This window comes from Maribacter sp. MMG018 (assembly GCF_018100785.1).
GTDB lineage: Bacteria > Bacteroidota > Bacteroidia > Flavobacteriales > Flavobacteriaceae > Maribacter.
Genome location: NZ_JAGJEC010000006.1, coordinates 1 through 21,074, shown reverse-complemented (window position 1 = coordinate 21,074; position 21,074 = coordinate 1). Strand labels below are relative to the sequence as shown.

The following is a 21,074-nucleotide window of genomic DNA, read 5'->3' as shown; positions in this document are numbered from 1 at the left end:
GGGACCGACCTTGTCCGCCCAAGATTCTACATCTCTAAAAAGCATGGACTCCTTCTTTGACGAGGCTCGGAAATTCAGAAACCAAAGTAGAATAGACCTTGCCATAGAAACGCTTGACAAAGCTGCGGAAGAAGCTGAAAAAAATGAAGATGTAAAAGGCCTTATAGACTGTTATCATGAGCTGGCATTGCTATACCTTAAACTTGAAAAGGAGAGTGACACCCAGTTTTACTGGGATCGGGCAAGCGTACTTCTAAAAGATGTCGCCTACCCTTACGGAGACGCCATTCATAAATACATAGAAGCTGTTCTATTGTACCAGGCCGATCAAAATTTCCAATCGCTGTTTATGCTGAACGAGGCTAAGCAATTGAACAACGACCGTAATTTTATTAACAACATCTTACTGACGGAGGCATATGTCTACATAAAATTGGAGAAATACGAAAGCGCCACAAAAAACCTCAATTCCTTGGTGGTGAATTCCGATATTCATGAAAAAGATTATTTGTCTACCCAGGCCTATTTGGGTTTGGCCGAACTTTACAAAAAAACCAACAACTATCCGGAAAGCACTAAAAATGCCGAAAATGCATTGGCCCTTGCCAAAGAAAACGGCTTTTTTTTAGAAGTTAAAGAGGCCAACGAAATTTTGTCCGATGTTTATGCGAAAATGGGGCTGTACGAGAATGCATGGACCAACAGCCAAAATTTACTTAGTATAAAAGATTCTTTATTTACCATTGACAAACTTAAGACCGAGGCAAAAACGGCCGATAAGATACGAGACGATTACAAGACCGAACTGATCATAAAGCAAGACCATACGATAGAAGAACTCAAAGAATCGCAAAACAGGTCTGAACTTACGGCCATACTGGCTTCCGCTTTCTTGATCATAATATCATTGCTTGCCGTTTCCCTTTACAGGAACAATCAGATAAAATTAAAAACGAACGATCTTCTTCAAACCAAAAATCAAGAATTACAAAAAGCCAAGGACAGTGCCGTGCAGGCCATGGAGGCCAAGACAAATTTCTTGTCTACGGTAAGCCACGAACTAAGAACCCCTTTATACGCGGTCACCGGCCTTACACATTTACTTTTAGAGGAAAATCCGGCAGAACACCAGAAAGAGCACTTAAAGGCACTAAAGTTTTCGGGAGATTATCTATTGAATTTCATTAATGACATTCTTCACATAAATAAAATAGATGCCGATAAGCTAGAGCCTTTGAATATGGAATTCAATCTCAAAAAGATATTGAACGAGGTTATGGATTCGCTACAGCAGAGCGCCAAGGAAAACAACACAAAATTGATTCTCGATTATGACTCCAACATCCCCAGTCATTTAATGAGCGATCCATTAAAACTTTCGCAAATATTCATAAACTTAATAGGCAACGCCATAAAGTTTACAAAAAACGGTACTGTAAACGTTATTAGTAAACTCAGCAAAAAAGAAGGCGAGGATGTTACCATCTATTTTGAGGTAAAAGATAACGGAATAGGTATTTCAAAAGAAAAACAACAAAGTATTTTTGATGGTTTTGAGCAAGGATCCATCCAAATAAACAGGGAATATGGGGGCACAGGCCTTGGTCTTACCATTGTTAAGAGTTTATTGGGCCTTTTTGAAAGCGATATAAGACTGGAAAGTAAACTGGGCATAGGCAGTTCTTTTTCTTTTGAGATCGACATGAAGAGCAAAGACGACCTTGTTGATGATATCGCCTTTGAAATCACTCCGCGAGATTACGATTATAAAGGACTTCATATACTGATCGTTGAAGACAATAAAATTAATCAGGTCATCACCAAAAAAATGCTCACCAAAAAAGAGATTACCAGCGATATAGCGAGCAATGGAGAGGAGGCAGTGACCTTGGCCAAAGAAAACACCTACGATGCCATTTTAATGGACATCCACATGCCTGGCATAAGTGGTGAAGAAGCCACTATACAAATAAGGGAATTCGACAAACAAACACCAATAATAGCGCTAACTGCAATATCATTGGACGATAGTTTAGAAAGTTTTTATGCGGCCGGATGTAACGATGTGGTAACAAAACCTTTTAAACCAGAAGTTTTCTACCAAAAGATCGGGGAAAATATATTCGACAAAAAAACTAAGAGACCCCGCTCATAAGCCCAAACAACCTTTCTTCCAGTATTTTACCCCCGTCATTTAGAAACACATGTTTAACGGACAGGTAGTACAAATTATCCAGCTTGTCGCTTAACCGAACATAGTCCTTTTCGGTAGTGATAATAATATCTTTCGTTTTTAATTGATCTATTTCGCTTTCAGAGAAAAAATGATGGTCGCCAAAAGACAAATGATCAAGAACCAACCCTTTTTTATTCAGATAAGCTACCAAAGGAGCCGGATTTGCAATACCCGTAACAAGGGTAACTTTTTTACCTTTTAGAGTATCTACCCCCAGTATTGTTGAACCATGGTGCAAATCACGGTCATATGCCAAATAGGTAAACAGTACCTGTTGATCTTTCTTGGGCCTTATCTTCTTTACAATCTTCTCTTGTTCTTGTTGCGTAATATCAGAAGGGCACTTCGTCACCACAATCAGATTTGCCCTTTTGGAAGCATGTTTGCTATCTCTTAGATCTCCGGTAGGCAAATACCAATCATCTGTATATAAATGCCCATAGGCCGTTAATAATATAGAAAAATCAGGTAGTACTTTTCTATGTTGGTAAGCATCATCCAACAAAATCACCTCTGGTTGTATTTGTTTTTCCAACTCTCGGATGCCATTTCTACGGTCCGCATCCACAGCTACCGCAACTTCGGCAAACTTTGAGGATATCTGAAAGGGCTCATCACCCATTTCTTCTACCGTACTATCGTCTTCGGCAAGAACAAACCCCTTTGATTTTCTTTTGTACCCCCTACTTAATACCGCCAACTTGTATGTATCCTTTAATATACCGATAATCAATTCTGTCATAGGGGTCTTTCCTGTTCCCCCAACACTAAGATTACCAATACAGACCGTTATCGTATTAAAACGCTCCGATTTAAAAACCCGAGTATCGTATAAAAAATTACGTATGTAAACCACAAGGGCATATACCAAGGATATAGGAAAAAGAAGTTTTCTCAACAGTTGCATCTGAACGAAATTATAATATTTTATCTTTGATAACCAGATAATTTTTTGAAAATGACAGTTAAGACGGTTACCGAAGTTATAGAGGAGTTAGCACCTTTGAGCCATGCCGAAGATTTTGACAACGTAGGCCTTTTGGTCGGAGACGAATCTATGGAAGTAAAAGGAATTTTGGTCACTTTAGACACAATAGAAAGTGTAGTGGACGAAGCCCTTGCAAACAATTGCAACCTTATAGTTAGTTTTCATCCGATCGTTTTTAGCGGACTAAAAAAAATAACGGGCAAAAACTACGTGGAACGTACCGTAATAAAGGCCATTGAAAATAAAATCGCTATATATGCCATACACACTGCGCTAGACAATTCGCCCAAAGGTGTAAATGCCAAAATCTGTGAGGTTTTAGGAGTGTCCAAAACCCGTATTCTAATACCGAAAAAGGACACGGTCAGAAAATTGACCACCTATGTACCTGTTGACGATGCCGCCTTTTTAAAAGAAAAACTATTTGAGGCCGGCGCAGGTCACATAGGCAACTATAGTAATTGTAGTTTTACCGTAGATGGTGTTGGAAGCTATAAGGCCGGCGAAAATACCAACCCGACCAAAGGAGAAAAAGGCATTACCCATTTCGAAAAAGAGTCTTTGGTTTCCATTACCTATTTAAAGGCTGATGAAAAAAAGGTAATCAACGCATTAAAAACACATCACCCGTACGAAGAGGTCGCCTATGAAGTGTATAGTATAGAAAATGCCAACCCATATTTAGGCATGGGCATGATCGGAGAACTGCCTTCACCTATGCCCGAAAAAGAGTTTCTATCCACACTTAAGACCAAAATGAACGCTGCCGTCGTAAGGCATTCCGAACTAAGGAACAAACCTATAAAAAAGGTGGCCGTTCTGGGCGGAAGTGGAGCATTCGCCATTGGTGCGGCAAAGGCTAACGGCGCAGATATCTTCGTAACCGCCGATGTAAAATATCACCAATTTTATGAGGCTGAAGGGCAAATGGTCATAGCCGACATTGGACACTTTGAAACTGAGCAGTTTACAAAAAACCTTTTAGTTGATTATCTTACAAAAAAAATTCCTAATTTTGCAATCCGTTTATCGGAAAGTATAACAAATCCTATCAAGTATTTTTAAATATGGCAAAAAAAGAAGATTCATCTGTTGAAGCAAAGTTAAGGGCATTGTATGATTTGCAATTAATTGATTCTAGGGTAGATGAAATAAGAAATGTACGTGGAGAATTACCTTTAGAAGTAGAAGATCTAGAGGATGAAGTGCTAGGCCTTAAGACTAGGATGGATAAGTTGAAAACCGATTTGGAAACGATTAACTTTGAGATAGGCGCCAAGAAAAACCTCATCGAAGAAGCAAAAACACTGATCAAAAAATATACCGAACAACAAAAGAATGTTCGTAACAGTAGAGAATTCAACTCTATCAGTAAAGAATTGGAGTTCCAAGAATTGGAAATACAATTGGCCGAAAAGAACATTAAAGAATTTAAAGCTCAAATAGAACAGAAAAAAGAGGTTATTTCTGAAACAAAAGAGCGCTTGGCAGAAAGAGAAGCCCACCTTAAACATAAAAAAGGTGAATTGAACGCTATTTTGGCCGAAACAGAAAAAGAAGAAAAAGCCCTTTTAGAAGAATCTATCAAGTTTCAAGATAAAATAGAGGAAAGACTTGTAAAAGCATATGCCCGTATAAGAAACAACGTTAAAAACGGACTGGCTGTTGTACCTATCGAAAGAGGTGCTTCCGGTGGTTCTTTCTTTACCATTCCTCCTCAAGTACAGGTCGAAATTGCATCTAGAAAAAAAATAATCACTGATGAACACAGTGGTAGAATTCTTGTTGATCCTGCATTAGCCGATGAAGAACAAGAAAAAATGGAAAAATTCTTCGCTAAACTATAAGCGAATTATCAGCATACAAAAAAGGCCAAACTTTATAAGTTTGGCCTTTTTGTTTTCTATTCCTTTTGCTTCTCTACAAGTTGGCACACGCAAAAAAATCAGTCATAAAACAACCTCAGCAGGCCTCATAGGCCACTACGGTACCGGTTAGAGAGCACAAAGACCAAAAACCTACCTTAGAGCGCCTTCTCGTCCAACAACTCTAACATGGCCTTTTCTACCGTTTCACTGTCCCATTCTTGTTCTATATTGGGCCTTGCCATTATTTCCTTCATAATGCTTTCTTGAAAATCGCCATACGCCAATGCTTCGGCATAAGGTCTTTCTGAAAAGGTTACCCTGCTGTATACGGGTATCCATTTGTCTGGATATTTGGCAAAAAATCTACCCTCTATCTTCTTCTGAAGCAAAAATTTAAGATCCGCCGTTTTACTGCTCATTTCAATAAAATTACGGTAACTCAATTCTGCTATTGCATCAGCATTTGGTTTCCTTTCTTTTTGATAAACCTTAAAAATCGTCTCCCAATCGTCTCCATGTTCATTTATGATCTGATCAAGCTCATAGATATCCTCGAAACCTGCGTTCATGCCCTGCCCATAAAAAGGGACTATGGCATGGGCGGAATCACCTACCAAGGCCACCTTATCCCAATAGGTCCATGGATAACATTTCATTGTAACCATTGCACTTGTAGGGTTTTTAAAAAAATCGTGGATCAAATTCTCAATATCATTTTGTACATTGGGAAAATAAGTATTAAAAAAATGTTCGGCGTCACTTTTTGTTTTTATGCTCTCAAAAGAAACATCACCTTCAAAAGGCATAAACAATGTACATGTAAAACTACCATCTAGGTTAGGCATGGCAATGAACATAAACTTACCCCTAGGCCATATATGAAAAGAATTTTTATCTAGTTTATGCGTACCATCCGCATTTGGGGGTATGGTAAGTTCTTTATAACCAACATCTATAAAATCTTGAGAATAATTGAACCTACTGCGTCTTTGCATTTTATGGCGTACCCTAGAAAAAGCACCATCGCACCCAAAAACCAGATCAAAGTCATACTCTGTCCACTCCCCTTTTTCAGACTCACCTGTAAACACCTTGGCATTTGGCAGGTCTACATCCCATACCTTTTCCTCAAATCTAAAATGCACTCCGGCCTCTTCTGCAAGGTCTATCATCTTTTTATTGAGAACACCTCTAGAAATAGACCATATAGCTTCCCCTTCTTTACCATATTTCTGATGATATTCCGGTTTTCCGATTACATGCATGCACCGTTTATCTAACGGTATACCGATTTTTCTTATTTCCTCCTCTATATCCACCTTACGCAAGGCCTTCCACCCTCTATTACTCATTGCCAGATTTATAGACCTGCCGGAGAACTCTACATTACGGATATCTGGACGCCTGTCGAAAACGGTTATTTCATGTCCATATCTTTTAAGATATATGGCCAATAAAGATCCCACAAGACCTGAGCCGATTACGGCTATATTTTTTTTTGCCTGGGTCATATTTTATTTAATGTGTACCTCTGAATGCAATAGTAAACTTAGAATCTCGCCCATTACAATATAGCAGTAAATAATTAGGCCTTCTTCCCTTTATTTAGAAATAAAAAGTATTCTTCAATATGGTTAGACTATACACACTCTGTAGTATATTCAAATTACAAATTTAATCAATTTAAGATCCACCCTGTTTTAACATAAATTTTCAACCTTACCGTAAACCATCAACCTGTTTTTCTACGTATATAATTAAAGACTATTCCGCGAGAGCGCCTATATATATAAAAGACCTTCTTGAAGCTTCAAGAAGGTCTTTTAGTATACTAACGTATCATAAGGTTATTCTAAAATACCGTCAACAATACCGTATTCTACAGATTCTTCGGCATTCATCCAATAATCCCTATCAAAGTCCTTAAGTACTTTTTCAAATTTCTGTCCACAATTATCGGCTAAAATTTGGGCACTCAACTCTTTGGTCTTTATGATTTCCCTTGCTTGGATCTCTATATTGGAAGCCTGCCCCCTAGCCCCACCACTTGGTTGGTGGATCATAACTTGGGCGTGTGGTTGTATAAAACGTCTGCCTTTTTTTCCTACCGACAACAAAATAGAACCCATAGAGGCCGCTAGTCCGGTACAAATGGTAGAAACGGGACTTTTTAAAGACTTAATGGTATCGTACATGGCAAAACCGGAAGTCACATAACCACCAGGACTGTTTATATAAAGTTGAATTTCCTTATTATTTTGCATATCTAAATACAACAACCTATCTATCACATGCTTAGCAGAATCATCATCTACCTGACCCCATAGAAAGACCTTTCTTTCCTCCAGCATTTTTTCATCGATAGCCTCTTGTATTTTTCCTTTTTTTGAGCTCATATTTTAATTTTTTATCAAAATCAAAATTAAGGAATTAATTGTTAAAGCAATAGCCACATCACAATGTTTAAAAGCTATGGTTTTAATCTTCCTTAAACATCTACTTCTACGGTGTTGTTTACCATTTTTTTGATAGGTAGCACAACTTTTCCTTTTTTGGTTTTCAATACTACAGAAATATTATCGATAGCTTCTATGGTACCTTCCATATCCTTAACTTTTATCTTATCACCTACTTCATATATTTTTCTAGAATAGAAGGTTCTTAGCAAGTCTCCCACAATTTCTCTTGATCCCAGACCCAATGCCAAGGCAAAGGCCAATAAGAAAGAACCTAATATAATGGTAAAATTACTGGTAATAATTTCGGTATTGATGCCCGCCTGATTGAGAGAGGTAATACCTACAAAGATTACTATTAGGTAAAATAGCACATTTCCCAACGCCTTACCTCCTCTAATATCCATAGAGTCAAAAACGGTAATGATCGTTTTTTTAACTGTTTTCGCCAGGTACAGTCCAACCATAAAAATAATAAGGGCCGTAAGTAATTTGGGTATGTATCTTAATAGGTTGGCTATTTCGTTCGATATGATCTTTAGATTCATCACATCGGCAGCTACTATAATAAAAACCAACCACAAGATTCCTTTTACAAAACTTAAGATTATTTTAGATATATCGATTTTAAAATTGGAGTCCCCAAAAAGCTTTGCATCATCAATTTTCTTGGATAGCTCATCTACCTTAACGATACGCATTACTTTCTTTAGGATATAAGACACGACCTTAATGGTGATCCACCCAAAAAGAATCACCACAAAAGCACCAAAAATACCTGGTAAAGCTGCGGCAATATCCTTTAAAATAGACCCTAAAGTATCAAAAACAAGGTTTTTCCATTTTTCTACTGTATCCATAATATTATAATTTCTTTTCTAGTTTAATTCTTTTTTGATTTTCCCGTTTTTAACAAACCTTCTATCAAGGATGCATAGTTACTGGTAAACAAAGTGGCCATTTCCATAATAAGCTTCGCCAAGGCAATATCGGACATTACCTTTTTTCGTAGCTCGGGGGGCACATCTTTTAAATCTCCCTGAATTGCCTTAAACGGATTTTGGTTTTGTTCCTGCATTAAGGTAATGTTTTATAGGTTTCTATTACTCTTGCCTTTGCGCGTTTTAATCTCATCTTTATCGCAGAAGGCCCTAGCTCCAAAAGTGTTTCCAGTTCTTTGATAGAAACACCATCTTGATACTTCAAAAGCAGGATAGACTTATCTTCTGGCGGTATCATTTCTAACGCCTGCTTAAGTTTCGACACCTGTAACTCCAATAAACTTTCGTCGGTTACTTCCATCGAAAGTTCGAGCTCGGTATCGTCTATAGAGTTCGATTTGTCCCCAATTTTCCTACCCTTGTCCCTGTTCACATAATTAACACAAAAATTATATGTGAAAGAATACAACCATGTGGAAAATTTGGACTTTCCCTTAAAAGACCCCAGTTTCACAAAAAGCATCAAAAACACATCTTGTGTAAGATCTTCGGCTTCCTTTTGTGATTTGGCGAAACCATAACACTTGTTATATACCAATTTGCTGTAACGATCATACAGCACTCCGAACAGCATTGTGTCCCTTTTTTCAACAATATCCTTTACCAGATCTTCATCTGTAATATCCTTGTAGGGATCATCATGTCCCAATTTAGAATTAAATTGGTTCCTTATGATGATTAGACACAATTTGCGTAGAAAGGTCACCTTAAAGCGTTTAATGGAGGGATAAAAATAGTTATAAGAATCATTAATTAATACCTTTAAGCAAAATTTACATCAACAATGAAACATTACACCTTATATTTTCTTTGCAGTTTATTCATGATAACTGCTTGTAAAACGGAAAAAAAGCAAGATAAAAAAACGGTTGAAAAAAAATTGAACATCCTAGAGAAAATAGCCTATGCCAACGGTTATGAACACTGGAAAAATGTTGAAAGTATCAAGTTCACTTTTAACGTAGATCGGGATTCTTCCCATTTTGAGCGCACATGGCTATGGAAACCAAAAGCAAACGATGTTGTGTTTATGACCCATGAAGATACTGTTTCCTATAACCGAAAAGCCATTGACAGTACTATTGCAAAAACCGACGCGGGCTTCATTAACGATAAGTATTGGTTATTGGCCCCCTACCAATTGGTTTGGGACCAACAGAGTTTTACCCATGAACATACCAAGTCCGCCGAAGCTCCGTTAAGCAAAAAAAACATGCAAAAACTGACCATTGTCTATGGTAACGAAGGAGGCTACACACCCGGTGATGCCTATGATTTTTATTTTGGTAACGACTACCGCATACAAGAATGGGCCTTTAGAAAAGGAAACCAGCCAGAACCCAATATGATAACCAGTTGGGAAGATTATAAAACCATTGGCGATCTTGATCTGGCAACCATGCACAAAATGGCCGATGGTAATTTTCAGTTATATTTTACAGGGGTCGAGGTACAGTAACCCATACCGACCTTTTTATTTGAACAATTGAAAATTTATACAGGAGTTTCTTTATGCAAATGCCTAGGCCCTTCTTCGCTTTAAAAGCACCAAGGCGCCCAGTATAATCAGTGCTACACAAAACAATACCATAAAACTGGTTTTTAGCGAATAGTTATCGGCCAAAAAACCTAAGATAGGCGGAGCACAAAGAAATCCGGAATAACCGGCACCTGCAATAAAGGAAACCCCTTGCGAAGAGGCTACCCCTTTTACGTTACCCCCAATTCTAAAAAGTTCGGGGATTATAACCGAAAAACCGAGCCCGCATAGGGCAAAGCCCACTATTGTATAATAAGTAACGGTCGTCAATACCAACACATACCCAAAAATGCTCAACAAGGTTCCGAGAGCTACCATTTTTACGGACCCTAAACGGGCGCTGATACCATCGCCTAAAAAACGCCCAACCGTCATTGTGATCTGAAACCCTAAAAATCCGGCTCCCCATAGGGCTTCGGGGGCTAAACTTATTTCCTTTAAATAAAGTCCGCTCCAATCTACTATGGCCCCTTCACTTCCCATGGCTATAAAAGAAATGAGACCCAATAAGAGCAAGGGTTTAAAATGTTTTAAGCTAAAGACTTCCTTTTCTATTGCTACGGCCTCTTCACCTACGTATTGCCTATAGAACATTAAATTAACCGTTAACACCAATAAAACGGCAATACCCATATGTAAGACCGGATTGCCCAACGGGCCAATTAGAAAACTCCCCAACCCCGCAAGCACTCCACCTAAACTAAAAAAACCATGGGAGGCCGACATAAACTTGGCTCCGTCTTTTTTTTCCAATTCGGTAACCAAGGTGTTCATAGATATATCGGTAAAACCATTGGATGCCCCAAACAGGAACAAACTTGCCATTAACGTATAAAACGTTGGACTTAAAAGTGGTAACATAGCCGTTATACAACTAAGTATTACACCGTACCAAGTAGATTTACCAACACCTACCTTATTGATAATGGAGGATGCAAACGGAAAAACAATGAAAACACCTAAAGACAAACAAAAGATGGCAACCCCTAATTGAGACTTGTCTATAGCTAGGTTTTCCTTTACCGTAGGTATATAAATGGCCCAAGTACCAAAAAGTATATTGATGCTCGCAAAAACCCACGAGGGACCAAAATACCTGGCATTGCCTAAGATCAGTCTTAGTGATTTCATTTTTTAGTTTGTTCGAACAAATGTGTTATTTGGCCAATATGCCCTTTTTCAAGATTTCACCAAACCTGAACATATCTTCGTACGAACAATAGAAAGGTGCCGGTGCCAACCTGATCACATTGGGCTCTCGCCAATCTGTAATTACACCGTTCTCCATTAAATAGTTAAAAAGCTCTTTGCCTTCACCATGTAAAAAAACGGATAACTGACACCCTCTATCTTTTGGTGTAATTATTTCAAAACTACTTGCTACCTGAGCGTCTATCTCTTTTAGTATAAACTCTAAATAGGCTACTATTTTATCTCTTTTTTCTATAAGGGCCTCCATTCCCACTTCCTCAAAGAGTTCTAACGAGGCCAAGTAGGGCGCCATTGTCAATACCGGTGCATTGCTAACCTGCCATGCATCGGCATTTTCCATAGGTTCAAAATCGGGTTTCATCAAAAAGCGCTCAGACTTTTTGGTGCCCCACCAACCTTCGAACCTAGGTATATCCTTTTTGTTCAAATACTGTTCATGAACATAAATACCCGAAGCGTTCCCCGGGCCACTGTTCATATACTTATAACTACACCAAGCGGCAAAATCGGCATTCCAATCATGCAGTTTCAATTCCACATTCCCTGCCCCATGGGCCAAATCCCAACCAACAAAGGCACCTACCGCCTTGCCAGCCTTGGTAATGGCCTCCATATCCATCACTTGCCCATTGTAGTAATTTACTCCACCAATTAGCACAAGCGCCAACTCATCTCCTACCTCCGTTATCTTTTCTAGAATATCTTCGGTTCGCCAAAAGTGTTCCCCTTCCCTTTTTTTAACCTCTACAATAGCATCATCGGGATCGTAACCATGAAAACGCGCCTGACTTTGAAGCATATATTGATCACTCGGAAAAGCTTTTTCCTCACAAAGAATCTTATAACGTTTTTCTGTAGGCCTATAAAAAGAAACCATCAGCAAATGAAGGTTTACGGTAAGGGTATTCATCACCGAAACCTCTTTTGTCTTGGCCCCTACTACCTTGGCCAAAGGTGCGGCCAAGCGCTCATGATAATCCCACCAAGGTTTATCGGCATAGAAATGGCCTTCGACCGCCAAATCTGCCCAGTCTTTCATTATCTCATCAACAAACGCCTTGGTTCTTTTTGGCTGTAGCCCTAACGAGTTGCCCGTAAAATAAATTACTTGTTTACCTTTTACCTTCGGAAAAATAAATTCGTCCCTATATGCACGTAACGCATCTTTTTCATCTAACGACCGTGCAAATTCCAATGTGTTTTTAAATTCCATACCTGCAATTTCTACAAAAATACTCATATGCCGTTGAAAGCAATGACCCCCTATTAAGTTATAGGACTATTTTTCTATTCTTAACCTCATTTCTATCATATGCTTTTTAAAACCCACCTTTTCATAGGCCCTGATAGCATGTTCATTATCGTTATAAACGGTAAGCCTCAATTCCGTCAACCCTTTAGAAAGCGACCATTTTTTCAACCTGTCCATAATAGCACCGTTAATTCCTTGCCCCCTATATTCAGGATCCGTGTACATAAAGCCCAAATAGGCATACACCTCATGATCTAAATAATGCTTTGCCGGTTTTTCCAACGCATATCCTGTAGCTACGACCTTATCTTCATCGCATGCCACCAATACTATGGCCCTAGAGTTTTCCATTAGATCCAACAAATCATAATAAGTAATAGCTCCGTTTCTAATGGTAGGATCAAAAGGCCTTTCGGCAGCAATTACTCCTTGTTCACACTGCAACAGTAACGGCAAATCTGTCTTTTGTGCTTCCCTAATGATTATATGTTCTTTCATTACCTATTTTTAGAAGAGGTTAAATTAAGGCTTAATACCCTATTTTTGCAAAAAGTATCGTATGCATTTTTTATCGGACGATTTAGAGGAGTACCTTGCAAATAATTCTCAGAAAGAGCCTAAATTACTACAAGAGCTCACTCGTGAAACACACCTAAAAGTAATACAACCAAGAATGCTCACCGGCCATTTTCAAGGTCGTGTGCTCAGCTTATTGTCAAAGCTGATACAACCAAAATATATTCTTGAAATCGGCACTTACACAGGTTATTCCGCACTATGTTTGGCAGAAGGCCTCTCCCCCGATGGTGAGTTGCACACTATTGATGTAAATGCCGAACTGTACGATATGCAACGTACCTATTTTGACAGGAGCGATTACGGCACAAAAATACACCAACACGTTGGCGATGCACTGGATATCATTCCCAAACTCGACATTGTTTTTGACCTGATTTTTATAGATGCCGAAAAAAAACAATACGACAATTACCTAGAAACAGTGCTTCCAAAGACAAAACCGGGCAGTGTTATTCTTTCCGATAACGTATTATGGTCCGGCAAGGTCGTAGAACCTTTGGATAAAAAGGACAAAACCACAAAAGTACTGCTGGACTACAATAAAAAATTAAACGAACACCCTTTGTTAGATACCGTTCTATTGCCTATACGCGATGGCCTTACTTTAAGTAGGGTAAAATAAGGTACTGGTACAACCTATAGAACAGCCATGCCGACCCTGTACCTACCAACGCCCCGACGATAAGATCTATGGGAAAATGAACCCCTACATAAATTCTACTCAGGGTAAAAAGCACGGGCCATAGATAAAAAAGGTATACCCATTTAAAGCGGTCCCTTAAAAAAAGCACCACCAAGGTAGTTATGGAAAAGGAAGACGAGGCATGCCCAGAAAAGAAACTATAGCCAGACGGCTTTCTTAATATTCGAATGATCGTATTTATCTCTGCATCGTTATTGGGCCTTAACCTTGCCACTACCTCTTTGGTAAGATCCGTCAAAGTAGTAATAAACAGCACCATTACCAACAGCGTACCGATCATCATATAAGCCTCTCGCTTGGGCCGTTTTACAAAAAACAGCACAATAAATAAAACCAATAAAGGAATCCAAGGAGGAAATTTGGTCACCGTAGACCAAAAAGCATCGTATTTCTCGACACCAAGATTGTTCAGGTAAACAAACGTTTCTCGATCCCATTCTAAAATACGATCAAACATAAACGTCTTTTACTTTCTTTTAATAGTGCCGGATACGTCACTTATTTTTTTACTGACATCGCCGAACTGGTTTTTGATGTCCTTTGTAATACCGGTATCTATACTACTTTTAACTTCCTCGATATCTTTTTGAATATCGGTTATAACACTGGTATCGATACCTTGTTTATCGGCACTTCTTTGTATTTCTCTTTTTATATCTTCGGTAGCGTCCCTAAGCTGTCTCATACCTTTGCCCAGGCCTTTGGCAATTCCCGGAATTTTGTCCGCGCCAAAAACCATCACCACAATAAACATGATGAAGAATATCTCGGCCCCACTGATGAATAAAGAATATATTGAAATCATACTACAAATATAAACAAGTTTGAATGCGCAATAAAAAAGCCCCGTTGTTTAACAGGGCTTTTTTTATTAAAATTCGCTTTTTCTTATTGTCCTTTGATATTTTCCTTGAATTTATCAAAGTCGCTCTCCGATTCTTTCTTCGGCCAAGAATTGTTCGTTGTATCTATATCGGCAGTTTCCATTTTAGGATCTACAACGATACTTTTCAACTCACTTGTAGAAGAAACTACGAGTTTCACCTCTTTATCGTTCTTTCTCCATATCTCTGCAGGATAGGTAATATTTTTAACAGTACCATCGGCATAGGTATACTCAACGATCAATGGCATTGGAATACCTCCTGGTTTTTCATAGGTAACTTCGTAGAAATACTTAGGCTCTTTTACAGCAGCCCTTTCGGCAGCTGTCATATTGTCCATCATAAATTCTTTTAAGGTCTTAGAATTTTCAGAAGGTGACTTTCCTTTTAAGTTACTATCAAAATCTTCACTTTCCTCGTCCGCCAAATAAACCAAAGGTGGCAAATCGGCCTCGGTCATATTACGGGCAGCCATGTATTCCTTCATTTTTTCAGAAGGCTTATCGCTCACATAATATTTTTTGATTCCCTTTACTCCCATATCAACATAATCGGTAGTGTAGAACCAGCCTCTCCAAAAATAATCTAAATCTACCGCAGAAGCATCTTCCATTGTTCTAAAGAAATCTTCTGGTGTTGGGTGTTTAAACATCCAGCGCTGTGCATAGGTTTTAAAAGCATGGTCAAAAAGCTCTCTACCCATAACTGTTTCCCTTAATATATTTAAGGCAGTTGCAGGTTTACCATATGCATTGGCACCTAATTGGTATACGTTTTCCGGATTGGACATAATAGGTGCGATCGTACTCTGGTCGCCACTCATGTAAGGTACAATTTTCGCTGGGTCCCCTCTTCTAGATGGGTATTTGGCGTTAGGCGCTATCGCCTCTGGATAGGCTTCACCAAATTCTTGTTCTGCCATATATTGCATAAAGGTATCCAAACCTTCGTCCATCCATCCCCATTGACGCTCATCTGAATTTACGATCATTGGGAAGAAGTTGTGCCCTACCTCGTGGATAATAACACTGATCATTCCATATTTCACCCTATCGGAATAGGTACCGTCCTCGTTAGGTCTACCATAGTTCCAACAGATCATAGGGTATTCCATACCTTGATTTTTGGCATGAACCGAAATCGCTTTTGGATAAGGGTAATCGAACGTATGTGACGAATATGATTTTAAGGTATGTGCCACTACTTTTGTAGAGTATTCTTCCCATAAAGGGTTTCCTTCTTTTGGATATAATGAAACTGCCATTACATCTCTATTTCCCATTTTTACGGCCTGCATGTCCCAGATAAATTTCCTAGAAGTAGCAAACGCAAAATCACGTACATTCTCTGCTTTTAGCTTCCAAGTCTTTGTCTTTTTCGAAAAACCTTTTTCAGCTGCTTCGGCTTCTTCTTGCGTAACGATCAAAACAGGCTTGTCATACGACTTTTTAGCCTTTTCATAACGCTTCAACATCTCTTTTGAAAACACTTCTTTTCTGTTCTGAAGCTCTCCGGTACCGTCTAACACGTGATCTGCGGGCACGGTAATGTTCACTTCATAGTTTCCAAAAGGAAGGGCAAACTCGCCGCTGCCCCAGAACTGATGGTTTTGCCAGCCCTCTACATCATTATAAACAGCCATTCTTGGAAAAAATTGAGCTATTACATAAGCCCTGTTTCCATCCTTTGGAAAATACTCATATCCCGACCTTGCCCTGTTTACGGTATGATCAGGAATGTTGTAATTCCATTTTATTTTAAAGGAAAATTGCCCGCCACTCTTAAGAGGAGAAGGTAAATCTACACGCATCATCGTAAAATTAATGGTATACGGTAAAGCCTTACCAGAGGCGTCTTTCACATAATCGATATTAAAACCACCATCAAAAGGCTCTGTCATGTATTTAGAGGCAAAACTGCTTGCCTGTTCCGCCAAGGGTACTCCGCCACCGTTTCTTAATGGGGCTTTTGAATCTTTGGCCCTAACGTTCTGATCTAATTGCACCCACAGGTATTCTAGATCGTCGGGAGAGTTGTTGGTATAGGTAATGGTTTCCTCTCCATAAATTTTTGCATTCTCATCGTCCAAGCGGATATCCATTTTGTAATCGGCCTGTTGTTGATAGTAATCAGGACCTGGAGCTCCTGAAGCGGAACGATAGGTGTTGGGGGTAGCAAACTCCTCATACAGTTGCTTAAACTTGTTTTGGTTGTAATGCCCCGGCTCTCGTTCTTGCTGGCCTTCTTCCTGTGCAAAGGAAACGGCGGCGAACAAAAATAAAATCGAAGCAAAGACGTGATTAAATTTTTTCATTTTATTGTTAAGTTATTAGTCGTGTGAAAATTAAAGTTTTTATAAGAATTTCTTAATATATGTTACAGGTTTAACATTCCTTTAATATCTGACTTTAAGAGTACAAAGCTCTTTTTCTTGTCCTTTATCTTGAAGTGGACTACGTTTTGTTGCTCATCGAACATATCTGTGAGCACCTCATTTACAACGGCAATAGAAGAAACTTGGGGCAGATTTATCTTGGGTACTTCGAGATAGCAAATAAGCATATCGGTATCATACTTTTTTCCGAGCAAGTTATAATCAACTACCTCCCCATTGATCTCTACGCTAAATTTCGAGCGTAAATACTTTTCAAAATACTCGCGATCCATCTCTGACTCCTCCTCGGTACCCAGTTTTGAATCTATACCATAGCGTTCGTTGAGCACTGCCACCATATCATCTAGAAATACTCGGGTAATGATCTGCAGGGCATCGTCCTTTTCCGAATAGCCAACATTGGTTACACTGATATAAAATTTATGGGCCACGGTAAAGGCCAACAAAGGCAACAAGAACAAAAACAGTCCTTTTTTTAAGTGTTTCATAGTATTCATTATAAAATATTTAAAAGCAAACCATATGCCAAAACCTTAGTCTAAATCATTGTTTTTACGGTACATGGTGCTTTTTTTCTCCAAAAACTCCCAGATCTTAAAAAGATCATGGGTATCTACCACGGATTGAAACCGGGGATCCACCTCACAAAAGTAGAAAAAGTCATCTGTCTTGCCCTTGGGGATCTTAAGTTTGGTCCGGTAGAGCGAATCTGGATAATAGGCCCTTACACGGGCCGTTCTACTATATAAATTGTTTCTTTCAACTCTTTTTTTCAACATTTTGGTACGCCCCGAAATTTTGTTCAAAATAGGCGTTAAGGGTATAAGTCCTCCACCCGAAGTTGCCTCAAAAAGTTCCCGTTCTGCCTTTGTAGGTATCTTAACATACGCATTTGGCAGCCCCAAGGTAGAGGCGGTAACCACAGGCTCTATTTCTAGGCCACCGAGGTCTTTGGTTAGGTCGCCCGATAAATTATAAGGGGTAACCACCACCTCGTCCAACTGCTCTAAGGCATCCTCTAAAGGTACCGATAGCATAGTACTTGCAAATATATCGGGGGTCACCACTATGGTCTTCTTTTTAAACTGTACGGCAGAAAAGACCAAGGTATCGTTTACACGAACGGGAATCGAAAAAAAACCGTTTATATCGGTAATAGAGGCCCTATCGGTAGTAATGTTCAATACATGCGTAGCGGCAACATCGCCATCTTTGCTGTGTACCCTTCCTTCTATATCTTTAACAGCGTTCGTCTGTGCCAAAATGGCCATTGGAAACAAAAAAACTAAAAGGAATCTACTCCTCATTCAACTCTTTACGAAAAGATTTGCTCAGATTTACCAAAGAATCTATCAACTGAAATTCGTTCTCTTTTTTAAGTAACGATCTTGCAGGCAATCTTTTGTCACAATAAGACAAAAAAGGTTCAATTTGTTCTTTGGGCAATTGAAGGTCCTCCATAAAAAAGCGGTCGTCGTAGACCTTTCTCAACACTTCGCTTACCTGCAGTTTAGGCGCCTGTTCGTCGGCCACCTGTGGTTGGGCCTTGAAAATGGCACGAAATATATTCACAAAATTGAGTCCGTCCTTCATGCCCCTTTCGGTTTGCGATTGGGCAATGTTCTCCACCTCTGTGCTTCGATCTATCTCATATTCATACTCCTTAAACTCCTCGTTCTTTAATTGTAAAAAACGCTCTTTGTCCGCAGGGGTAACCACCACCTCGTCCAATTCGGTCACTTTTTCATCTACGGACACCACCAATCTGTTACGATCCAAAATTTCCTGGGTTATATCCACAATTTCGTACTGGTAGTTTACAGCGGTAAAAACTAACTGGTCCCCCACCTTTACGGCAATGGTAAATTCACCGGCATCATTGGTAATGGTCGCTTCTTCGGTAGTGGAGTTTATCACATATTCGTTGGCAACGCTCACATTTTGGTACAATACCTGCCCCTTTAACAATCTGCGCCCGTCTTCTTGAGCGAAAGAGAAGCTTACCACAAAAATTATAAATAACGATAGTAAATTCTTGATCATAAAAAATTTGATAAGAAGATGTCTTAAGATAAAGAAATCAAAATTTAGAGGGTATAAAGTACGTACTTGTTAAGGTTTTAAAAAAGTCAACGCCAATAAACTTTTGTTAATTTCTTTTATGAGGGCAACGAGCGCCTTCCCCATTTAGATAGTTCCCGTGTTTTCGGCATCCAATTCCATTTATAACGACACCCTTTCACTTTAACCTAAAGAGTTCTCTTTTTAACCAAAAAAACCAGTTTACCTTAACAATAATCCTATTTTTGTTTCCCTTGTATTTTTACATAAATACCACTATATGAAACGTCTAGTAGTTCTATTTATACTTATGACCACGGCGGTTACAAGTACTTTTGGTCAAATTAAGATCGGTGACAATCCACAAAATATAGACGGGGCGTCCGTACTGGAACTCGAGAGCAACTCGCGGGTACTGGTCATTACCAAAGCTACTACCGCAGAAATGGAGGCCATTACCCCCTTAAGGGGCGGTATGGTGTACAATACCGACACCGAATGTATTCATTATTTCGATGGCACACAATGGATCAACCTGTGCGATGCCGTCAGTTTCGACATTACCAGTGACGCCATTGTAAACACAAGAAGTAGTATTGCCATTACCCAGACCCCCAACAGCTACAACTTAGAAGTGGCCCAGAACAGCATTAAAAGCGAACATATTGTAGATGGTGGTATTAATGGCGACGATATACAGAACAACTCTATCGGGCAAGATAAACTGGGCGACGACTCGGTTGGATCCGATGAACTTAGGGACGGCTCCGTTACCAGTTCTCAAATTTTGGACGGTAGCATTATACCTGCGGACATGGCCAGCAACGACCCCGGAAAAGTGTTGGGAACCGATGAAAACGGACTCGTCACCTGGCAAGATGCCTCTAGCTTAACACAAGACGTGCAACTGGATATTACACAAAATGCCAACGACATTGCCGATCATATTATCAACGACAACGATACCGATGACACCAACGAGCTTACCGATATAATTTTCGACAAGGCCAGTAATACTCTTAGGCTTACAAATCCGGCTACCGCCGGCGCATCAATAACCCTTGAGGCCCTGGTAGGATCTGATGACCAAGAATTGACGCTTACCGTCGACAACAGGTTACAGATCGAAGATGGTTTAAACGAAATAGACTTAAGCAATTTCTTGGACAATACCGATGAACAAGATATATTGGGTGGTGCCGTTGTTGGAAACCAGTTACGTATAGATATTGAAGGGGGAAATTCTGGAACGATCGATGTTTCTGCCTTGACGCAAACCGGAACCGATAACCAAAATTTAAGTGTTCTGGGAACCACTTTAAACATAACAGACGGTACAGGGCAAGACCTAGAACCCCTTGTTGATTTAGCGGTCTCCAACAACGGTTTTTTAACGGCCGAAGTTGACGGAGATATTGATAACGAACGAATAACGGCCATCAACTTAACGGCCACCAACCAGTTACAAATCACAGAAGGTGGCACCATTATTAGTGGGGATTTAAGCGCATTGGCAGGTGGTGGAGCCCAAAATCTTTCACAGGTATTAGGTAACGGAAGCAGCGCGGGCAACAGTCAAATAAACGATTTGTTAGACCCTACATTACCACAAGATGCTGCTACAAAAAAATATGTTGATGATAATATTATTGCTGCTGGTGGTGAAAATCCAACCAATGAACTTCAAGACTTACAATTGAACACTACTATACTAACTTTAACTAATCCTGCCACCATTGGCAATCAAGTAGACCTTGACGCCGTTTTTGCAACTGATACGGATGTAGCAACGGCTATCACTGCTTCGGAGGCCTTGGACGGAGACAAGAACGACACTAACGAAATACAGCCCGTAATCTCGAGTGACGGTACGGTGAGCATAGCACCAAACGGAATAGG

21 protein-coding genes are annotated in these 21,074 nt (G+C 39.5%); 6 read left to right on the top strand and 15 right to left on the bottom strand.

Translation table 11 applies throughout. The features are described 5' to 3' along the window. Nucleotides 1-43 precede the first annotated feature (43 nt). On the top strand, nucleotides 44-2,155 hold the full coding sequence (locus tag J8L85_RS16965) for a response regulator (protein WP_247656712.1): 2,112 nt from the start codon (nucleotides 44-46) through the stop codon (nucleotides 2,153-2,155). Here the strand turns inward: J8L85_RS16965 and lpxK are convergent. Then, nucleotides 2,136-3,143, bottom strand: a complete 1,008-nt coding sequence (gene lpxK / locus J8L85_RS16960; RefSeq protein WP_211019297.1) for a tetraacyldisaccharide 4'-kinase — start codon at nucleotides 3,141-3,143, stop codon at nucleotides 2,136-2,138. The two genes, J8L85_RS16965 and lpxK, sit on opposite strands and share 20 nt — an antisense overlap. A gap of 51 nt (nucleotides 3,144-3,194) precedes the next feature. Between lpxK and J8L85_RS16955 the strand changes: the two genes are divergently transcribed. Then, nucleotides 3,195-4,289 carry a Nif3-like dinuclear metal center hexameric protein gene (locus J8L85_RS16955; RefSeq protein WP_211019295.1) on the top strand — a complete coding sequence of 365 codons (1,095 nt, stop codon included), beginning with the start codon at nucleotides 3,195-3,197 and terminating at the stop codon, nucleotides 4,287-4,289. Nucleotides 4,290-4,291: 2 nt separating this feature from the next. Further along, the gene (locus J8L85_RS16950) at nucleotides 4,292-5,071 is read left to right on the top strand and encodes a C4-type zinc ribbon domain-containing protein (RefSeq protein ID WP_211019293.1); all 780 of its coding nucleotides are present in this window, start codon (nucleotides 4,292-4,294) and stop codon (nucleotides 5,069-5,071) included. A 176-nt stretch (nucleotides 5,072-5,247) separates the two neighbouring features. Here the strand turns inward: J8L85_RS16950 and J8L85_RS16945 are convergent, their stop codons facing one another. From J8L85_RS16945 to J8L85_RS16925, 5 genes are all read right to left on the bottom strand, one after another. Next, on the bottom strand, nucleotides 5,248-6,603 hold the full coding sequence (locus J8L85_RS16945) for an NAD(P)/FAD-dependent oxidoreductase (RefSeq protein ID WP_211019291.1): 1,356 nt from the start codon (nucleotides 6,601-6,603) through the stop codon (nucleotides 5,248-5,250). Between the two features lie 336 nt (nucleotides 6,604-6,939). Further along, nucleotides 6,940-7,488, bottom strand: coding sequence for an ATP-dependent Clp protease proteolytic subunit (locus tag J8L85_RS16940; protein ID WP_211019289.1), 549 nt, complete (start codon nucleotides 7,486-7,488; stop codon nucleotides 6,940-6,942). Between the two features lie 92 nt (nucleotides 7,489-7,580). After that, entirely contained in the window at nucleotides 7,581-8,408 is an 828-nt protein-coding gene (locus J8L85_RS16935) for a mechanosensitive ion channel domain-containing protein (RefSeq protein ID WP_211019287.1), read from the bottom strand. Between the two features lie 23 nt (nucleotides 8,409-8,431). After that, a complete protein-coding gene (locus tag J8L85_RS16930; protein WP_047244643.1) occupies nucleotides 8,432-8,626 on the bottom strand; it encodes a hypothetical protein in 195 nt (64 codons plus the stop codon). Continuing rightward, entirely contained in the window at nucleotides 8,626-9,198 is a 573-nt protein-coding gene (locus J8L85_RS16925; RefSeq protein ID WP_232304814.1) for a sigma-70 family RNA polymerase sigma factor, read from the bottom strand. Before J8L85_RS16925 ends, J8L85_RS16930 begins: the two co-directional genes overlap by 1 nt. A 174-nt stretch (nucleotides 9,199-9,372) precedes the next feature. Here J8L85_RS16925 and J8L85_RS16920 point away from each other — a divergent pair, with 174 nt between their 5' ends. Continuing rightward, complete coding sequence (locus tag J8L85_RS16920; RefSeq protein ID WP_247656711.1) at nucleotides 9,373-10,008, top strand: hypothetical protein; 636 nt, start codon at nucleotides 9,373-9,375, stop codon at nucleotides 10,006-10,008. A 63-nt stretch (nucleotides 10,009-10,071) separates the two neighbouring features. Here the strand turns inward: J8L85_RS16920 and J8L85_RS16915 are convergent, their stop codons facing one another. From J8L85_RS16915 to J8L85_RS16905, 3 genes are all read right to left on the bottom strand, one after another. Continuing rightward, nucleotides 10,072-11,220, bottom strand: coding sequence for an MFS transporter (locus J8L85_RS16915; protein WP_211019284.1), 1,149 nt, complete (start codon nucleotides 11,218-11,220; stop codon nucleotides 10,072-10,074). A 25-nt stretch (nucleotides 11,221-11,245) separates the two neighbouring features. Continuing rightward, complete coding sequence (gene kynU, locus J8L85_RS16910; RefSeq protein ID WP_211019425.1) at nucleotides 11,246-12,514, bottom strand: kynureninase; 1,269 nt, start codon at nucleotides 12,512-12,514, stop codon at nucleotides 11,246-11,248. A gap of 66 nt (nucleotides 12,515-12,580) precedes the next feature. Further along, nucleotides 12,581-13,051, bottom strand: a complete 471-nt coding sequence (locus tag J8L85_RS16905; RefSeq protein ID WP_211019283.1) for a GNAT family N-acetyltransferase — start codon at nucleotides 13,049-13,051, stop codon at nucleotides 12,581-12,583. A gap of 61 nt (nucleotides 13,052-13,112) precedes the next feature. On the opposite strand from J8L85_RS16905, the gene J8L85_RS16900 reads away from it, so the two are divergent. Continuing rightward, on the top strand, nucleotides 13,113-13,754 hold the full coding sequence (locus tag J8L85_RS16900) for an O-methyltransferase (RefSeq protein ID WP_211019281.1): 642 nt from the start codon (nucleotides 13,113-13,115) through the stop codon (nucleotides 13,752-13,754). On the opposite strand, the gene J8L85_RS16895 is transcribed toward J8L85_RS16900, so the two are convergent. The 6 genes from J8L85_RS16895 to J8L85_RS16870 form a co-directional block, all read right to left on the bottom strand. Next, the gene (locus J8L85_RS16895; protein WP_211019280.1) at nucleotides 13,732-14,292 is read right to left on the bottom strand and encodes a phosphatase PAP2 family protein; all 561 of its coding nucleotides are present in this window, start codon (nucleotides 14,290-14,292) and stop codon (nucleotides 13,732-13,734) included. The genes J8L85_RS16900 and J8L85_RS16895 overlap by 23 nt on opposite strands. 9 nt (nucleotides 14,293-14,301) lie before the next feature. Next, a complete protein-coding gene (locus J8L85_RS16890; RefSeq protein ID WP_211019279.1) occupies nucleotides 14,302-14,640 on the bottom strand; it encodes a twin-arginine translocase TatA/TatE family subunit in 339 nt (112 codons plus the stop codon). An 83-nt stretch (nucleotides 14,641-14,723) separates the two neighbouring features. Beyond that, on the bottom strand, nucleotides 14,724-17,033 hold the full coding sequence (locus tag J8L85_RS16885) for a M1 family metallopeptidase (protein WP_211019278.1): 2,310 nt from the start codon (nucleotides 17,031-17,033) through the stop codon (nucleotides 14,724-14,726). Nucleotides 17,034-17,095: 62 nt separating this feature from the next. Beyond that, a complete protein-coding gene (locus J8L85_RS16880) occupies nucleotides 17,096-17,602 on the bottom strand; it encodes a DUF6702 family protein (RefSeq protein ID WP_211019277.1) in 507 nt (168 codons plus the stop codon). Nucleotides 17,603-17,647: 45 nt separating this feature from the next. Continuing rightward, nucleotides 17,648-18,421 carry a hypothetical protein gene (locus J8L85_RS16875; RefSeq protein WP_247656710.1) on the bottom strand — a complete coding sequence of 258 codons (774 nt, stop codon included), beginning with the start codon at nucleotides 18,419-18,421 and terminating at the stop codon, nucleotides 17,648-17,650. Then, nucleotides 18,411-19,157 (bottom strand): hypothetical protein, encoded by a 747-nt coding sequence (locus tag J8L85_RS16870; RefSeq protein WP_211019276.1) that lies wholly within the window; start codon nucleotides 19,155-19,157, stop codon nucleotides 18,411-18,413. Before J8L85_RS16870 ends, J8L85_RS16875 begins: the two co-directional genes overlap by 11 nt. A gap of 298 nt (nucleotides 19,158-19,455) precedes the next feature. On the opposite strand from J8L85_RS16870, the gene J8L85_RS16865 reads away from it, so the two are divergent. After that, on the top strand, nucleotides 19,456-21,074 hold a 1,619-nt coding region (locus J8L85_RS16865; protein WP_211019275.1), incomplete at its 3' end, for a hypothetical protein.

What these genes read in the sequence shown, in the direction of transcription:
- J8L85_RS16940 (WP_211019289.1), bottom strand. Translation starts at nt 7,488, where the DNA reads ATGAGCTCAAAAAAAGGAAAAATACAAGAGGCTATCGATGAAAAAATG.
- J8L85_RS16920 (WP_247656711.1), top strand. Translation starts at nt 9,373, where the DNA reads ATGATAACTGCTTGTAAAACGGAAAAAAAGCAAGATAAAAAAACGGTT.
- lpxK (WP_211019297.1), bottom strand. Translation starts at nt 3,143, where the DNA reads ATGCAACTGTTGAGAAAACTTCTTTTTCCTATATCCTTGGTATATGCC.
- J8L85_RS16955 (WP_211019295.1), top strand. Translation starts at nt 3,195, where the DNA reads ATGACAGTTAAGACGGTTACCGAAGTTATAGAGGAGTTAGCACCTTTG.
- J8L85_RS16885 (WP_211019278.1), bottom strand. Translation starts at nt 17,033, where the DNA reads ATGAAAAAATTTAATCACGTCTTTGCTTCGATTTTATTTTTGTTCGCC.
- J8L85_RS16895 (WP_211019280.1), bottom strand. Translation starts at nt 14,292, where the DNA reads ATGTTTGATCGTATTTTAGAATGGGATCGAGAAACGTTTGTTTACCTG.
- J8L85_RS16900 (WP_211019281.1), top strand. Translation starts at nt 13,113, where the DNA reads ATGCATTTTTTATCGGACGATTTAGAGGAGTACCTTGCAAATAATTCT.
- J8L85_RS16870 (WP_211019276.1), bottom strand. Translation starts at nt 19,157, where the DNA reads ATGATCAAGAATTTACTATCGTTATTTATAATTTTTGTGGTAAGCTTC.
- J8L85_RS16945 (WP_211019291.1), bottom strand. Translation starts at nt 6,603, where the DNA reads ATGACCCAGGCAAAAAAAAATATAGCCGTAATCGGCTCAGGTCTTGTG.
- J8L85_RS16880 (WP_211019277.1), bottom strand. Translation starts at nt 17,602, where the DNA reads ATGAAACACTTAAAAAAAGGACTGTTTTTGTTCTTGTTGCCTTTGTTG.
- J8L85_RS16935 (WP_211019287.1), bottom strand. Translation starts at nt 8,408, where the DNA reads ATGGATACAGTAGAAAAATGGAAAAACCTTGTTTTTGATACTTTAGGG.
- J8L85_RS16905 (WP_211019283.1), bottom strand. Translation starts at nt 13,051, where the DNA reads ATGAAAGAACATATAATCATTAGGGAAGCACAAAAGACAGATTTGCCG.
- J8L85_RS16915 (WP_211019284.1), bottom strand. Translation starts at nt 11,220, where the DNA reads ATGAAATCACTAAGACTGATCTTAGGCAATGCCAGGTATTTTGGTCCC.
- J8L85_RS16930 (WP_047244643.1), bottom strand. Translation starts at nt 8,626, where the DNA reads ATGCAGGAACAAAACCAAAATCCGTTTAAGGCAATTCAGGGAGATTTA.
- kynU (WP_211019425.1), bottom strand. Translation starts at nt 12,514, where the DNA reads ATGGAATTTAAAAACACATTGGAATTTGCACGGTCGTTAGATGAAAAA.
- J8L85_RS16965 (WP_247656712.1), top strand. Translation starts at nt 44, where the DNA reads ATGGACTCCTTCTTTGACGAGGCTCGGAAATTCAGAAACCAAAGTAGA.
- J8L85_RS16875 (WP_247656710.1), bottom strand. Translation starts at nt 18,421, where the DNA reads ATGAGGAGTAGATTCCTTTTAGTTTTTTTGTTTCCAATGGCCATTTTG.
- J8L85_RS16950 (WP_211019293.1), top strand. Translation starts at nt 4,292, where the DNA reads ATGGCAAAAAAAGAAGATTCATCTGTTGAAGCAAAGTTAAGGGCATTG.
- J8L85_RS16890 (WP_211019279.1), bottom strand. Translation starts at nt 14,640, where the DNA reads ATGATTTCAATATATTCTTTATTCATCAGTGGGGCCGAGATATTCTTC.